This is a genomic window from Providencia sp. PROV040, from assembly GCF_032706145.1.
GTDB lineage: Bacteria > Pseudomonadota > Gammaproteobacteria > Enterobacterales > Enterobacteriaceae > Providencia > Providencia hangzhouensis.
Window position 1 is genome coordinate 197,846 of sequence record NZ_CP120530.1, and the last position, 15,828, is coordinate 213,673.

A 15,828-nucleotide genomic window follows, 5' to 3' on the forward strand; every position below is an offset into this window, starting at 1 on the left:
AAATTAATCAGGGTTCACGTTTTATTTTTATTGCCCAACCGGAGTTGGGCGTCTTTTTTATGATTGAAAACTAAGCATATTTCTGTGCGTAGGCCAACATGGCTTTTTCAAAGCAATCAAACGGCGGGTGAACAATACCTGCCCCAATCATACCGATGCCCGCATCTTTATGGGCAATGGCTGTGTTGATAACAGGTAAAATACCACTGGCTGAAACCTTCGTAATATCAATAGCTGTAGGGATACCCATAAAGCCCAGTAATGGAATAGTCACGTTCGGGTTCTCACCTAAGGTGATTTCACGCATTTGGCGAGAGAAATCGACCGCTTCTTCTACCGTACCGCCAACGAGTGCCACAATAGCTGGCGCTGTTGCCATAGCAAAACCGCCAATACCGTAGGTTTCTGTGATTGCGGAGTCACCGATATCTAAACCAGAGTCTTCAGGTTTGTAGCCTGCAAACATTGGGCCGATAACTTGCTGAGAAGGCCCTGTGAACCATTGACCTGGTAGTCCACTAATGCGTAAACCAAATTCATAGCCATTACGCGCCATGGTCGTGACAACCGTGCTGTATTCGATACCGTGAGCCGCATCCATTGATGCTTTACACATCGCCATCCACGTTGGGCCGGAGAAGTAATCGCTGCTTGCAACAAAATCAAATACTTCTTTTTGCTGGGCGACAGAGAAATCAGTTTGAATGATCCCCGTTGTAAGCGCTTGAATCAGTAAGGTTGTCCCTGCATTGTTGCGGTTATGGCACTCATCGCCCATATGCAGTGCTTGAGCAAGCATCAAACGCAGGTCGATTTCACCAACGATTTTCATTGCGTCGCGCAGCATTGGGCCTAATACATCACGCATCCAATTTAAACGGTCTATTACACTTTGGTCGTTGGCACCCATGCGCAGGATTTTTGCCATTTGCTCACTGAGGTTAGTGAATGCACGGTTGCCATAGGTTTTATTTTCAACGATATGCATAAACATCGATGCTGAAGTGACACCAGCCATCGAACCTACACAATCGTGTTCATGGCAAGGGGAGAAAATGATTTCCCCCGAGGCCGCAACACGTTCTGCATCAGCTAAGTCTTTCGCTAAGCCTTCAAAAACCAGCGCTCCCGTCACCGCACCTTTCATCGCGCCACACATATCTTTCCAAGCAACCGGTGGGCCTGCGTGTAGGATAGTATTTTTGGTCATGCCTGGAACCACATTAATCGCTTGGTCGTAACCGATTAACACTGGTTGAGATTGAATAATGCGCTCAAGCGCTTGAGCATTGGCGGCCGCAATTTTTTCTTGTAGTGCGGTATTACCTTCAATTTGGTCGAGGGCGCGAATAACCGCAACGTTGCCTTGTCCGGGAGGAGTCCAATTTAAATGTGTGACCGGAACATGTTGTTTTTTTAGGTCATCACTGAACATTTCGATGCCAACATTGATGACATTTAATGGCTGCTTAAATAATGAAGTCATTATGCTTTCTCCCCTTTCCATACAAACTCACGCCCTAATAAACCGGTATTGGTGCTGCTACTTGCCCAGATAACGCCGGCATCTGTTAGCATTTTGACCTGAGCATCCATCGACGGTGTGTCTTGGTCAGTACCCAGCACATAGCCTAAAATTTCTAATTCACGCCCATCTTGTTTGGCAATATTCTTCGCTTCTTTAATCGCGTCGATCATCACGCCTACTGGGTCTTCGTGAGAACCAAAGCCCAAAACGAAGTCCATCATAATGACGCCAACTTCAGGGTCGCGAGCCTCTTGTAATAAGCGTTCAATGCGGTTGGTAGGGTCGATCATTGGGTGCGGTTTACCGTTGGTAAAGTCGTCATCACCAAAGTCGAGGAAAGTGTGTGCAATACTTTTGTTGAGGTCTTTTAAGCGATAATCAGGGTTTGGCTGAATATTGCTGTAAACATCATCGTATTTTTCCAAGGCGGCAAACATGGCTTCATCGCATAGCGTTCCACCACAGAATAAGCCACGAATATATTTCTGCTCAGGTTTCAGTTTTGCTCTGACTTCGTCAATAAGTGGTAAATTAAGAGGGTGTAAATCTAAATCTTCTTTGCGAATACCGGTTAATAGAACGGCTTTCAGTGCGGCTTCTTTGGTGCCCTGAGCAAAGGTTAGACCGGGTTTGTCTTCTGGTAGTGGTTGGCTACCTAAGAAACACACAACAACTGGTTTGTGGCATTTTTCCGCTTGTTCTAACACTTTTTTCGCGACGTTAGGAGCTGGTGGCTTAGAGATCAATGCGATAACTTGGGTTTCATCATCGGCATCAAGCATTTTCAGGGCGTCAATCATCATGATACCGCCAATTTTCTCGCTTAAATCGCGACCACCAGTACCAATTAATTGGGAAACCCCTGCGCCAAATTCGTGTATACGGACGCTAAGTTCTTGACTACCTGTACCGGATGCACCGATGATGCCAATGCTGCCACGGCGAACGCTATTACCAAAGCACAGCGCGGTTCCGTTGATAATGGCAGTTCCGCAGTCAGGGCCCATCATCAGTAAGCCTTTTTTGCTAGCCAGCTGTTTAAGTGCGAGTTCATCTTCAATGGAGACGTTATCGGAAAATAGCATGACATTGAGGTCATTTTCTAACGCAATGCGTGCTTCACGGGCAGCAAACTGACCATTTACTGAAATGACGGCAAGGTTGGCATCTGGGATATGTGTTTTCGCTGAATTAATGGTGGCGTATTTGGCTTCATGCTGCCCGCCGCCTTGATTTTTCTTATTAAATAAATCTTCGATAGCAATTAATGTGGCTTCGTTAGCTTCATCACTTGGGCCTTTAATGACAATCATTAAATCGCCATTTTTAGCCTCTTCTAATTCAGGTGTTAGTAAACCTAAATTACGTAAAACACCTTTGTTCATCTCTGTTGCCATTGCGACGAACGCTTGCTCAACATTGTCGAGTTGATTGGCTTTTGTCGAAATAGACATCAGTGATACGGAATCAAAATAGGTATTCTTTTTTATGACAACTTTAGTCGACATAGTTTTCTCCGAAATAATGGGTGATATACAGGGCATCTCGCAAGCCAAATAGCATGTCGCTGCCAGAACTCGACCCGATATTTAAAATCTCTAAAAATTGTGGATAAATATTTGTTTCTTTCGCATCAACTAATGATTGAATTAATTGCTGCATATTTTCGCGATATTCTCGGTTTAATGCTTTTTCTAATGTGATGGCACTGATAGGTGTCGTCTGGCTTAAGCTTTGGGTTATTCCTTGATAAAACTCAGGGTAAAAAGTGGCAGCCGGGTGATCGGTTAATAATAAAAATGCCATTAACCCAACTAAGTAATCATCTCCTGAAGGTGTTAGCCCGATACCTAATCCAACAAACTGGTGGATCACATAAATAATATTTTCTTTATTTTTCTTAATTATTGACTCAATCAATTCAGAGCGTAATTGAACCAATTGCTCTGTCATAGAGAGATAAAAAAAGTTATCTCCCTGATATTTAAATAGAGAATTTTTATTTTCAGTTAAGATTAAATCCAAATTACTTATTTGTTCTTCGATATATAATAAATAATTTGATTTCTTCAGTTCGTTATCACTAAAGTTGATAACTGGTTGCCGCCATTCTTTACATAAAGAAAATGATATTAAATAATGACTACCAATCAATATTTCTTTATTTGATAAATTAATAGTCTCTCCTTCTTTAATATCGAAAAGAGAAAAGTCTTTATTGATTAATCGGCAACTATTTGGTGCATTATCTAATTGAGAACAAAGCAAAGTATAAAGTACATTATCAATAGAAAAGTTAATGGCTTTATTAAATACTTGTTCTACCATTCCTTGGGGTTGTGGCTGATTCAACAGATTGAGAAAATGTGTATCAGCCGTTAGCCCGTATAACCTTTGCCGATGAGATATGGATGCGTTCACATGCCTCCTTATCCTATTTAAAGTCTATGATTTCGCTAGGCTCCAGCTGCAATCAGTAACTCAGCAATCTCGTTATAGCCTTTTTCACGAGCTAGCTCTAATGGTTTTTTACCATATTTATCAGTCATGTGAGGATTTGCGCCATGGTCTAATAGCAATTTAACGATTTGCTGCTGTTTTTCGCCACCGTCGTTGAGTACGATAGCTTCTAATAGTGGTGTCCAGCCTACAAAGTTGGTGTGGTTGACATTAATATCGGTTTTTTCAAGTAATTCACGAACAATTTCTACATGGCCTTTTTCACTAGCAGGTGTAATTCCCACACCACCAAAACGGGTCAATAAATCTAAATTTGGTTTTGCAGGCAAGACAATACGCAATAAAGTGAGGTCATTATTAAGACAACTTAATAAGAAAGGGTTAAAACACGTTTGGTCTTGTTTATTAATATCCGCCCCTGCATTAATCAGAAAAGAAACACATTCATAATGTTTATTTAGGCTGGCATTGACGATAGCTGTACGGCCCTGACGGTTGGTGGTATTAATATCCACACCTTTTTCAAGACAACTTTTTAATATTTCTAATTGTCCTTGTTCAGCGGCGGTTAAAAAATCGTGAGCGAGAGTACTAGCGGTCATCATTTTCCCCTTAGGTTGGTTTTTATTACCAACATAGATAAAGACAATTTAAAGGTGACTTCGAATATATAATGATTAGAGCATAGCAATTGTCATTAATAAAAAGAATCCGTTTAAATTTAATTCATCAATGAGACGTTTGATTGTTGAATTAAATTCAATAATCCGGCTTTTTTGTGCGTGTGAGCATTATTTTTAATCGTTATTTGATAGTTTATGGCCATTTTTTGACCCGAATTGTGTGATTTTCTTTGTTAATTAAAATCGAAAATCATGATTTACTCAGTTCTGTGATAGACATCAAATTGAAAGTTTTTAATTTGTTAAATTTGTAATTTTATTGATCGCAATCGTGTCGAATGTTAATACTTGGTTTGCCTATTTAATTCAATAATATTAGGTATTTCGAATATTAATAGTTACTTTAAAGGTGTGGTTTTTACTTGGCGAAAATGCATATCAAATTTAATCTATTCCAGTTGTTAATAATTCTGTTAAGCTATAAAAATGTGCTCGAAAAATAATCTGATTTTTACGTTATTGAATTTTATTCACATAAAAATATGATTTGTCTAAATTTTAAACATTTTTGGCGGTGGGTATGAACTCAATTTTTACGGAAGAAAACTTACTGACTTACACAACAGCGGCGAAGTTTGCGAGTTTTAGTAAAGCAGCAGAAGAGTTAGGCGTGACCACCTCCGCGGTGAGTTATACCATCAAACGTATCGAAACCTATTTAGATGTGGCGTTATTTATTCGTAATACCCGTAATATTGAACTCACCGAAGCCGGTTATTATTTTTATCGCAAAGCAACCGACTTGCTTAATAATTTCCATTCCATTCAAAAAAGTATTTATTCTATTGAGCAAGGTATTGAAGCGCGGGTACGTATTTGTATTAATCAGTTATTATATACGCCGTATCATACCGCTAGGTTATTGCAAATATTAAAAAAACAGTTTGCTACCTGCCACATTACAGTGACAACAGAAGTGTACAATGGGGTTTGGGATGCCATTATTAATAACCATGCGGATATTGCGATTGGCGCTCCAGGCACTTTGATGGATGGCGGTGGAATTGACTACACTGAAATTGGTGCGATTCACTGGCAATTTGCTATAGCGGCAACTCACCCTTTGGCGCTGATGCCAGAGCCCATCGCTGAGAGCCAGTTGCGTCTTTATCCAAATATTATGGTAGAGGATACCGCGCATACCATTAATAAGCGGGTGGGTTGGCTACTACATGGGCAAGAGGCAATTCAAGTTCCTGATTTTAATACTAAATGCCAGTGTCAGATACTCGGTGAAGGGATTGGCTTTTTACCCGATTATATGATCAAAGAACATGTTAAACATGGCCTGTTGGTAACAAAACAAATTCAGAACCCACGACAAGACTCCCATATGCTATTAGCCACACAACATTCAGCTACTGGGCTTGTGACGCAGTGGATCCGCAAAGAATTTGGTGAAAAGGGGGTTTTAGCAGACCTCTACAGCGACCTCCTAAAACCCATCAATTAGTATTATTGGCTAGCGACATCAAGGGCTTTATCGATGGCGTCAGGGATCACTGAACCGTGGTTTTTGCCGTCGAACAAGGTAAATTCACAGTGCCTTTGGTGGTTTGCAATTTCAGTGCAAATTTGGCGTGTGCTAATCCAACTTTTGCGCATTTGGTAATTTTTCACCTGTTCGGTGCTGAGTTTGGATAAATCAGGGCTCTCTTCTAAACCACCTAAAGTCACAAACAGGGGGGAACTGGCCTGTTTAGCTGTCAATTTTGCTAAATCCACCATACTTCCTTTGCCCCACCATAATGACGGGCTGGCAGAAACATAAAACTGGAAATCATCCGGCTGTTGCTGGTATGCCATCAAGGTAAATAATCCACCAAATGAATGGCCAAATAGGGTTTGCTTGCTTTTATCAATAGGAAACTGTTGTTCTGCCCATGGGCGGATTGTGTCAGTTAAATATTGGTATAGCGCAGGGGAGCCGCCCCCTTGTTTAAAATCTTCACCGGCAACAGGTGGGGTATAGTCGTAAGTTCGCCATGCTTTTGGAAAGGCTTCATCGATTGGGTAACCAATTCCAATAATAATCGGTAGTTTATCCGCTGGCAGCTTTTCAACAGCGCGATTAACGGCTTTAGGATATAAGCCATTGCCATCAAGCATATATAGGACAGGGCGTTGTGCGGTGACATTATAGGGTACTGCACTGTAAATGCGCAGCGCACGGTCACCGTAGGTCATATCCGTTTGTTGGATATCATAAAATTGGCTGACAGTTTTATCCAAGGGGGGAATGGTTTGGCTTGGGCGGGAAAATGCGGAACTGGTCATACACAGTAATATGCCACTTAATATGATTTTATTCATTTATTGAGTCTATTTAAAGGTTTTGAGGGCATACCTGAAACAGGCATACCCTCAGAGTTAATTAGAAACTAACGTTAACGTTCGCCCAATAACGGCGTCCGTCTTCAACATCCCAGTTGCCATCAACTTTATCAATTTTAGGTCCTTTTTCATTACCAATATTTAGCACCGCAAAGTTCAGTTTAGTGTTTTTAAATAATTGATAGGTTGCGCCGACATCCATAGTGGTATAGCCACTACGATAGCGAGGCACTTTAGAACCATTACGTTGTGCTGCCCACACCTGTTTTCCTTCATAATGCGCACGTGTGTATAAAGTGAGGTCTTCATTGAAGTTCCAATCCAATTTCGCATTAGCAATATGTTTTGGTGTTTTATCCAATGGATAACCTTTTAAGGAAATACCGTTACCTAATTTCTCATCATCACTTTTACGTTCGGAATCGGTGTATGTGTAATTTAGGTTAAGATTCCAATCCTGTGCGATAGGAATACCTGTTGCAACTTCAACACCTTTGATGTTCGCTTTACCCACATTATCGTAGGTATATAACGTGAGGTTAGGGTGGTTAGGGTCGGGTTGGTTAAGTGAGTAGCTAGTTAGCTTGTTTTTGAAGTCGGTATTAAAGAACGTTAAACTCGCATTAAAGCCAGACTCATGGTTATAGGCAATACTGATTTCTTCACTAACGCTTTTTTCCGGTTTTAGGTCTGGGTTACCGTAGATAATCCCGTTCCCCCCTTGGGTAGAGGTGCCATAACCTTTACTGATTTCACGTAATGTAGGTGCGCGGAAAGCAGAAGAAACGCCCCCTTTAATGGTGATCTCATCCGTCAGATAATAAACGGCATAACCCCTTGGGTTCCAATGGTTACCATAAGTTTCGTGGTGATCTAAACGTAGTCCACCAGTTAAGATCAGATCATCCGTTGCGGTAAATTCATTTTCGACAAACAGTGCTGATTGATCGACTGACATACTGGTTTTTTCCATTACGCCTTTTGAGACCAAGGAGCTGTCTTTGAGTTTTGAGTACTGATATTGCCCGCCGACGGTTAAGATGTTGTCCGGCAGGAAAGCCACCACTTTTCCATCAACAACGGTATTGGTAATTTCGGGTATGCGGTCTTCATAACCGCCTTCCCAATGCCCTGTTGTTTGATTACGGTCTTGGGATTTTATTTTACGTTTGGTTTTTTCTTGGTAAACACTGAGCTCAGTATTAAAAGAATCCCACTCACCTTTATAAGTCAGAGCTGCATGGTTGCGGTCATTATGCCACTCTTCTTTGGAATTATATTGCTTGTCCCCACCACGAATTTCATATTCAGATCCAGATTTACCTGGTGTCGATGTTTTCTCTTGGGTGCTACGACCCGCTTCTAATAAGAACGTTTGGTTCTCTTGTGGTGTAAAGGTTAATTTGGCTGTTAAGCTGCGGTTATCACGTTGATGATGACCTTCTAAGATTTTATCTTCCTGACGGTAGTTACCACCACCATACAATTGCAGGCCGAGTTTATCTTGAATTAATGGGCCAGATAGGTAGAAGTTACCGTCGGTTGAATTACCGCTATCACTGTTTTCTTGGATAATTGCGCCAGTTGTAACACTACCATGCCATTCATTGGTCACTTTTTTGGTGATGATATTGATAACACCACCCATCGCATCAGAACCATACAGGGAGGACATAGGCCCACGGATCACTTCGATGCGTTCAATCGCTTCGACAGGTGGCATAAAGCCCGCTTCAAAACCACCGCTCCCATTTGGACGTGATTCACGGCTATTTTGACGACGCCCATCGACCAATATCAACGTGTATTCGCCGGGTAAGCCACGGATATTAATATCTTGTTTGTTGGCGGCCCCAACGATACTCACCCCTTCCACGTCTTTAACGGCATCGGCGAGGTCACGGACAGGTTTATTTTGTAATTGGTCTGCACTGATCACGGTCACACTAGCAGGAGCATCACGCAGTTGTTGCGAGAAGCCTGACGCACTGACGACCATGGTATCTGTTTTATTGTCTGCTGCTGTAGCGCTAAATGAAGATAAAGCCGCACAAACACCGGCGGCAATAAGGGTGTAGTGATATTGCAAAGTCATAGTTATCCCTAGTAAATATAAATGAGAATGATAATTATATTGTTTGCGAATATTATCACTAAAACATATCAAAAATAAATAATGAGCTAGCTAATTTATGAGCAATATTTGATCTCAGCTAAGAATTTTCACCTAAGGTGTTTTCCCCCCTTTTACCGTTTTTACCAAGCGTGACGAAAAATTAAGGCTTAACTTTGGTTTATGGTGTTTATCGGTGTGTAAATCTACTCTAGCGCCAACGTTCACTAAAAAAATTTGAGTTATATGAAACATACATTCAAAATTAGCCCGTATCCTTGGGGATAACCTCGTTAACCTAATGAATAATATTAAGTACTGGTAAAGAGATAAAAGCCGGCCGATAGGCCAGCAATACTAGCGTACTTCGTTACTCTATTAAGCACCGTATTGAGTTTATTAATGTTGTATTGATGAGGACAAAAATGAAAATCGAGACAATCAGTGGTATTAAAAAGCAAGCGGCAGCCCGTGACCAAAAATGAAAACTCCAAGTTAAGAAATCATAAATATAGCCTAATAAATAGGGGCGTCACATCTAAAAAAGAATGTCGATAATTGAATGATTGATTTTTATTACGAGTAAATATTATTTAATATATTTTTAATTTTCACTTTCAATCTAATTAAGAATGATTTTGATTAAATTGATAATAAACATCAATTTAATGCTTGATTTGATTTGCTTTTAATTAGTTGTTTTATATCAATGAATTAATGGTTTTTTGTTGGGATTAATTTGATTGTAAATTATTAGCTATTGCTTTATTACATATAGTTCGTAAATATATAGGAAGAATTAATATTGATTTCAGAACTTGAGAGTTATTATGAGTCAAGATACCCATTCAGAAACACATAATCAAAAAACGACGAATGAAAAACGCAGAACAATATGGATGGTGATAGCCACAATAATTATCATTCTATTATTTGTAGCCTACGGTGCTTATTGGTTTTTAGTTTTACGCTTTCAAGAATATACCGATGATGCCTATGTATCTGGCTTGCAAATCCCGATAGTTGCGCAAACAACGGGTAATGTTACTCAAGTTAACTTTGAAAACACCGACTTGGTAAAGGCGGGTGATGTACTCGTTGTATTAGATAAAACTAACGCCCGCTTAGCATTCGAACAAGCCAAACATGATTTAGCAACAACCGTGCGCAAAACCAAAGAGCTCTATATCAATGGTGATGAATATCAAGCGCAAATTCAAAAAAACCGGGTGACACTTGCGCAAGCTCAAAAAGATTATCAACGTCGTGTGGCTTTAGGCCGCAGCGGTACCATTTCGAAGGAAGACTTACAGCACTCCCAAGAAGCGGTGCAACTTGCTCAGGCAGCTCTGGATATTTCTATTCAACAATATAATGCCAACCGTGCGTTGTTGCGTAATACGGAGCTTAAAAAACAACCAGCAATTCAGCAAGCGGCTGATAGCGTACGCAGTGCGTGGATAAACTTACAACGTACTGAAATTAAAAGCCCGATGACGGGGTATGTTTCACGGCGTAATGTTCAAGTTGGTTCTCAAGTCAGCCCACAGAGCTCTTTAATGGCCATTGTGCCTGTCCAGCCTGTTTGGGTAGATGCAAACTTCAAAGAAACCCAACTGGAAAAAGTCCGTATTGGGCAACCCGTGACGATTAACAGTGATTTTTACGGAGATGATATCGTTTATAACGGTACCGTTGTCGGGCTTGATATGGGAACCGGCAGTGCTTTCTCATTATTACCCGCCCAAAACGCGACAGGGAACTGGATTAAAGTCGTACAGCGCTTGCCTGTACGCGTTGAATTAGACCCTGAGCAGGTGGCGAAGCACCCATTACGCATTGGGTTATCCATGAATGTCACCATAGATATTAAAGACCAGAATGGCCCTGTTTTAGCGGAAGTCCAGCGTACAGCACCAGCATTTGAAAGTGATGTGTTGGTCTTAAACTTAAGTGATGTCGACCACATCATCGACACCATTATCAGCGATAACGCAGACTAGCTTGAAAGGAGCCGTTGTGGCAGATATTCAACCACTTAAGGGTGCAAAACTGGTATGGGCAACCATTGCGTTGTCCCTTGCGACCTTCATGCAGGTGCTTGATTCCACGATTGCTAACGTGGCTATCCCGACTATTGCCGGTGACCTTGGGGTTTCTATGTCTCAAGGGACATGGGTGATTACCTCTTTCGGCGTATCGAATGCGATTTCAATTGCCATTTCTGGTTACTTAGCGAAGCGTTTTGGTGAAATCCGTGTTTTCTTATGGGCAACGGCACTTTTCACATTATTTTCATTACTTTGTGGGTTTTCCGATAGCCTTGGTATGCTGATTTTATACCGCGTATTGCAAGGGGCCGTCGCCGGGCCAGTGATCCCGCTTTCGCAAAGTCTTATCATGCGTTGCTATCCGCCAAAAATGCAAAATATGGCGTTAGCATTTTGGTCGATGACGATTATTTTAGCCCCAGTATTCGGTCCTATTTTTGGTGGTTATATTAGTGATAACTTCCATTGGGGCTGGATATTCTTTATGAATGTGCCTTTAGGCATTTTCGTCATTATTGTCGGCTCAATTATCCTAAAAGGGATGGAGTCGACGGTTGTGAAAGTGCCATTCAATGTGATTGGTTTAGCACTACTTTCTGTGGGAGTGGGTTGCTTACAAGTTCTGCTCGACAAAGGTAAGGAACTGGGATGGTTGGCGTCTAATGAAATTGTTATTTTAGCCGTTGTTTCAGCGATAGCGTTGGTATTCCTCGTTATTTGGGAACTTACAGATAAAAACCCAATTGTCGAATTATCGTTATTTAAATCGCGCAATTTTACCATCGGAACGATTTCTGTCAGCTTGGCATATATGGCCTATTTCGGTGCTATTGTCTTGTTGCCGCAACTTTTACAGGAAGTTTATGGCTATACGGCAACATGGGCAGGGCTCGCATTGGCACCTATTGGCTTATTGCCTGTGTTGTTCTCGGCTCCAGTGGCAAAACTATCCGATTTTCTCGATATTCGCTGGATAGTGACCTTTAGCTTTGTATTCTATGCAATTTGCTTCTTCTGGCGTGCATATACTTTTGAACCGAGTATGGGCTTTTCTGCTGTGGTTTGGCCGCAATTGGTACAAGGGATGGCAGTGGCTTGTTTCTTTATGCCACTGACTACATTGACACTTTCAGGTTTACCGCCGGAAAAACTCGCTTCCGCGTCGAGTTTAGCTAACTTCTTCCGTACCTTAGCGGGTTCAATAGGGACTTCCATTACCACAACGCTGTGGAGTGATAGAGAAGCCGTGCATCATAGCCAATTAACGGAATTTATTACCGATTACAATCCTGAATCTTTAGGGATGTATCAAGAAATGGCCGCTCATGGGCTGAGTACCGAACAGACTTCCGGTTTTATTGCCCAGCAAATTACTAGCCAAGGGTTAATTATTGCTGCAAATGAGATTTTCTGGTTATGCGGTTGGGTATTTATTGCGCTGATTATTACCGTTTGGTTTGCTAAGCCACCATTTGGCAGTAATGCGAAATAATTAATGGATGGGGGCTACGTATTTTAGCCCCATCTAGCTTATAACTGGGATTTAGGGATCACATTCTCGAAACTTAGAGTGGGTCGGTTCGTTTCGATTTCTTTGAGTGGTTCGACTTCTTTAAAGGTGTTTAAGCAGCGTGTGACTAAGTTTTGATAATCTTTAGTTCCGCTGGTTTTCCACGCAATTTCTTTGTCTGATAAAGCGCGCAAGACCTTGGCTGGAGTGCCGACAATTAAACTATTTTCTGGAAAGATAGCTTCAGCTTTGACGAAGGCGCATGCGCCCACTATGGAATTTTCGCCAATTACGGCTCCATCCATAATTACACTATTCATCCCGACTAGCGCATTACGTTTGATATGGCAGCCATGCAAAATTGCCCCATGACCAATGTGCCCATTTTCCTCGACGATCGTTTCATATTGCGGGAAACCGTGCATGACACAATTATCTTGCACATTGGCACCATCTTTAATGACCAAGCGACCAAAGTCCCCACGTAAGCTGGCGTTTGGGCCAATATAGACATTTTTGCCAATAATAACATCACCAATCACCACAGCAGTAGGGTGCACAAAACTTTCAGGGCTTACGACGGGCGTAATACCATCGATTTGATAAAAAGGCATACAGGCTCCTGTAATGTGTATTTAGGCGGCTATATCTCTGAGTACTCCACCAAAGCGGCGATAATAAGCGCTGGATGGCTGAGGTAGTTCGCCAACCGTCGTTTCGCACTGTTCAGAAACATATTGGGTTGCCGCTTGATCAATGCGTTGATAAATATTGGTGCAAAGATGGCGAGCAATATGGCCTTCCCATTGTGTAGGAAGGAGTTCATCAGGTAATAACGGGTCTTTAAGCGTGACACGGCGGTAGAAGTGGATCAGTAACAAACGTAGCTGAAAACAGTGTTCAGGGGAAATCTGTGCGTCAGTATTTTCTTTAAGGAGTAGTGCAAGTGGCCTAAATAAGGAAATAAACTGATGGTAATGCTCTGAAATTTCTTGCAAAGACCAAGCGTGTGAAACCAGTTCTTTGAGGTTTTTTTCTGAGCGGCTATAGGGGTAATCGGCATGAAAATAAATGGCATTTTCCGTGGCATTGAGTTCATTGAGTAATGTCGGTACATCACTTTGTGCACAGCTTGGTGCCGCCATGAGTGACGTGTTAAATTGCCCGAAACCGAGCCAACTCAGTTCCTTTTTTAGCCTAATTTTTTCGTCTTTATCAGCCGCTTCGAGGAGTAGTAAGTCCCACTTTCCATCCCAATCAGGCTGCCCTGCGAGGTAAATTTTATTTTCTGCACGGCGAAATCGACTTTGTCCGCGCTCAGAAATGCGGTAATAGCTGCGACGGCCGATTTTTTCTACATCGAGCCAACCTTCTTTTTGTAAACGGAAAACGGAGGTTCGAACAAAGCGGTCAGTAAAGCCCATCGGTTCTAACAGCTTAGTTAAGCTTCCTAGCCACACTTCACCACCACGATGGTGCAAAGCATCACCATAAAGTGAGCTAATGAGAGACGTACCACTAATGGGCTGGCTTGCTATTGCATGTTGTATGAATTGGCTAAGTTTATTTTCCATTTATATTTCATCTATAAAATTTATGTATCAGAAGGCTTACTGAATAGTAGACATAAATTTAAAGGTTGTCTTCCATTACCTGTTTTGAACACTTTCTCAGAGATTAAGGCATATCAGAGTAGTTCATCTCAATACGCCTTAATAATTTGAATTAAATCGCAATTCTAGTATCAATTACTCGTTCGGCTTTGCCTTGAGAACGAGGGATATCGCCGCAATTGACAATACTAATACGGGTGCTAATGCCAACCATGGATTTGATTCGGTGCTTTAAATGGTGGCAGATATTACAGCGTTCATCATAAGTGAGTTGTTCAGGGTGTTTGAGCTCAACACGGACAGATAAGTTGTCCATATTGCCTTGGCGACCAATCTCTAACTGATAGTGGGGAGAAAGCTCCTTAAACTGCATAATTTGTTCTTCAATCTGAGAAGGGAACACATTCACGCCGCGAATAATCATCATGTCATCTGAACGACCGGTGATTTTACCAATTCGACGCATATTACGATTGACCCCCTGCATAAGGTGGGTGAGGTCGCGAGTTCGGTAACGAATCACAGGCATAGCTTCCTTTGTCAGGGTAGTAAACACTAACTCACCATGTTCACCCGCCCCCAAGGTTTTTAAGGTATTGGGGGAAATAATTTCGGGATAAAAATGGTCTTCCCAGATAGTTGGGCCACTCTCTCCTGAGTCTGCACACTCCATAGCGACACCAGGCCCCATGACTTCAGATAAACCGTAAATGTCTAACGCTTTGATACCAAGGCGGGTTTCAATTTCTGTTCTGAGAGATTCTGTCCAAGGTTCAGCGCCAAAGACACCTAATCTAAGTGAGCACTTACTAGCATCTCCGCCCATGATTTTCTCAAGTTCATCAATAATACTTAAGCAGTACGATGGAGTTACCATGATCACATCGGGTTTGAAATCCGCGATTAGTTGCGCTTGTTTTTCAGTTTGCCCACCAGACATAGGAATAACTGCGGCTCCTAGGCGCTCCGCACCATAGTGGGCACCTAGGCCTCCGGTGAATAAACCATAGCCGTAAGCAACATGGACTTTATCGCCTCGGACAGTGCCTGCTGAACGTAAACTACGTGCGATCAGGTCAGCCCAGTTATCGATATCTCGTTGGGTGTAACCCACCACCGTTGGGCGGCCAGTCGTTCCCGAAGAGGCGTGAATACGGATGATTTGGTCCATTGGCACGGCAAAGGTGCTAAATGGGTAGTTTTCACGTAAATCCTGTTTGGTCGTGTAAGGGAATTTTTCGATATCACTCAGTTGTTTGAAATCGTCAGGGTGTACACCCGCATCATCGAATTTTTTACGATACATGGGGACGTTTTCATAGGCGTGAGTGAGTGTCCACTTCATCCGAGAATACTGTAAAGACTCGATCTCATCCCGCGATGCAAATTCAATTGGGTCGATGCTATCTTGTATATTGCTCATAATTGCCTGTCCTCATAATTATTATGGTCACCAGTTCACGTGAATAAATGACGTTTCTGGTATTTGCCTGAGCAGGTGTCGGGTTTTCAGGCTGCTTTTATTTGTATTAAGAC

12 protein-coding genes are annotated in these 15,828 nt (G+C 41.9%); 3 read left to right on the forward strand and 9 right to left on the reverse strand.

Features of this window, described 5'->3' with window-relative positions; genetic code table 11:
• Positions 1-70 precede the first annotated feature (70 nt).
• Genes P3L40_RS00880 through P3L40_RS00895 form a run of 4 tightly spaced genes read right to left on the reverse strand, consistent with a single transcriptional unit; the run spans position 71 to position 4,590 of the window.
• Positions 71-1,486, reverse strand: coding sequence for a DUF1116 domain-containing protein (locus tag P3L40_RS00880; RefSeq protein WP_210852450.1), 1,416 nt, complete (start codon positions 1,484-1,486; stop codon positions 71-73).
• Positions 1,486-3,036 carry an acyl-CoA synthetase FdrA gene (fdrA, locus tag P3L40_RS00885; protein WP_004262956.1) on the reverse strand — a complete coding sequence of 517 codons (1,551 nt, stop codon included), beginning with the start codon at positions 3,034-3,036 and terminating at the stop codon, positions 1,486-1,488. Before fdrA ends, P3L40_RS00880 begins: the two co-directional genes overlap by 1 nt.
• Complete coding sequence (locus tag P3L40_RS00890) at positions 3,026-3,949, reverse strand: DUF2877 domain-containing protein (protein WP_136134123.1); 924 nt, start codon at positions 3,947-3,949, stop codon at positions 3,026-3,028. Before P3L40_RS00890 ends, fdrA begins: the two co-directional genes overlap by 11 nt.
• A gap of 35 nt (positions 3,950-3,984) precedes the next feature.
• On the reverse strand, positions 3,985-4,590 hold the full coding sequence (locus tag P3L40_RS00895) for an ankyrin repeat domain-containing protein (RefSeq protein WP_036958612.1): 606 nt from the start codon (positions 4,588-4,590) through the stop codon (positions 3,985-3,987).
• A 601-nt stretch (positions 4,591-5,191) separates the two neighbouring features.
• Between P3L40_RS00895 and P3L40_RS00900 the strand changes: the two genes are divergently transcribed.
• On the forward strand, positions 5,192-6,124 hold the full coding sequence (locus P3L40_RS00900; RefSeq protein WP_096863520.1) for a LysR substrate-binding domain-containing protein: 933 nt from the start codon (positions 5,192-5,194) through the stop codon (positions 6,122-6,124).
• A gap of 2 nt (positions 6,125-6,126) precedes the next feature.
• Here the strand turns inward: P3L40_RS00900 and P3L40_RS00905 are convergent, their stop codons facing one another.
• Both P3L40_RS00905 and P3L40_RS00910 read right to left on the reverse strand, forming a co-directional pair.
• Positions 6,127-6,984: an alpha/beta hydrolase gene (locus P3L40_RS00905; RefSeq protein WP_210852448.1), complete on the reverse strand. Its 858-nt coding sequence runs from the start codon at positions 6,982-6,984 to the stop codon at positions 6,127-6,129.
• A 61-nt stretch (positions 6,985-7,045) separates the two neighbouring features.
• Positions 7,046-9,100 (reverse strand): TonB-dependent receptor domain-containing protein, encoded by a 2,055-nt coding sequence (locus tag P3L40_RS00910; RefSeq protein WP_136134121.1) that lies wholly within the window; start codon positions 9,098-9,100, stop codon positions 7,046-7,048.
• A gap of 848 nt (positions 9,101-9,948) precedes the next feature.
• On the opposite strand from P3L40_RS00910, the gene emrA reads away from it, so the two are divergent.
• Positions 9,949-11,121, forward strand: coding sequence for a multidrug efflux MFS transporter periplasmic adaptor subunit EmrA (emrA, locus tag P3L40_RS00915; RefSeq protein ID WP_004262941.1), 1,173 nt, complete (start codon positions 9,949-9,951; stop codon positions 11,119-11,121).
• A gap of 16 nt (positions 11,122-11,137) precedes the next feature.
• Positions 11,138-12,661 carry a DHA2 family efflux MFS transporter permease subunit gene (locus P3L40_RS00920; protein WP_094960846.1) on the forward strand — a complete coding sequence of 508 codons (1,524 nt, stop codon included), beginning with the start codon at positions 11,138-11,140 and terminating at the stop codon, positions 12,659-12,661.
• A gap of 38 nt (positions 12,662-12,699) precedes the next feature.
• Here P3L40_RS00920 and paaY read toward each other — a convergent pair whose 3' ends face one another.
• The 3 genes from paaY to paaK all read right to left on the reverse strand — a co-directional run bounded on the left by paaY (position 12,700) and on the right by paaK (position 15,715).
• On the reverse strand, positions 12,700-13,293 hold the full coding sequence (paaY, locus tag P3L40_RS00925) for a phenylacetic acid degradation protein PaaY (RefSeq protein WP_047756301.1): 594 nt from the start codon (positions 13,291-13,293) through the stop codon (positions 12,700-12,702).
• A gap of 21 nt (positions 13,294-13,314) precedes the next feature.
• Positions 13,315-14,253, reverse strand: coding sequence for a phenylacetic acid degradation operon negative regulatory protein PaaX (gene paaX, locus P3L40_RS00930; RefSeq protein WP_004262932.1), 939 nt, complete (start codon positions 14,251-14,253; stop codon positions 13,315-13,317).
• 151 nt (positions 14,254-14,404) lie between these two features.
• Complete coding sequence (gene paaK, locus P3L40_RS00935) at positions 14,405-15,715, reverse strand: phenylacetate--CoA ligase PaaK (protein WP_094960845.1); 1,311 nt, start codon at positions 15,713-15,715, stop codon at positions 14,405-14,407.
• Between the last annotated feature and the right edge of the window lie 113 nt (positions 15,716-15,828).

What these genes read in the sequence shown, in the direction of transcription:
- P3L40_RS00880 (WP_210852450.1), bottom strand. Translation starts at nt 1,486, where the DNA reads ATGACTTCATTATTTAAGCAGCCATTAAATGTCATCAATGTTGGCATC.
- fdrA (WP_004262956.1), bottom strand. Translation starts at nt 3,036, where the DNA reads ATGTCGACTAAAGTTGTCATAAAAAAGAATACCTATTTTGATTCCGTA.
- P3L40_RS00895 (WP_036958612.1), bottom strand. Translation starts at nt 4,590, where the DNA reads ATGACCGCTAGTACTCTCGCTCACGATTTTTTAACCGCCGCTGAACAA.
- P3L40_RS00900 (WP_096863520.1), top strand. Translation starts at nt 5,192, where the DNA reads ATGAACTCAATTTTTACGGAAGAAAACTTACTGACTTACACAACAGCG.
- P3L40_RS00905 (WP_210852448.1), bottom strand. Translation starts at nt 6,984, where the DNA reads ATGAATAAAATCATATTAAGTGGCATATTACTGTGTATGACCAGTTCC.
- P3L40_RS00910 (WP_136134121.1), bottom strand. Translation starts at nt 9,100, where the DNA reads ATGACTTTGCAATATCACTACACCCTTATTGCCGCCGGTGTTTGTGCG.
- emrA (WP_004262941.1), top strand. Translation starts at nt 9,949, where the DNA reads ATGAGTCAAGATACCCATTCAGAAACACATAATCAAAAAACGACGAAT.
- paaY (WP_047756301.1), bottom strand. Translation starts at nt 13,293, where the DNA reads ATGCCTTTTTATCAAATCGATGGTATTACGCCCGTCGTAAGCCCTGAA.
- paaX (WP_004262932.1), bottom strand. Translation starts at nt 14,253, where the DNA reads ATGGAAAATAAACTTAGCCAATTCATACAACATGCAATAGCAAGCCAG.
- paaK (WP_094960845.1), bottom strand. Translation starts at nt 15,715, where the DNA reads ATGAGCAATATACAAGATAGCATCGACCCAATTGAATTTGCATCGCGG.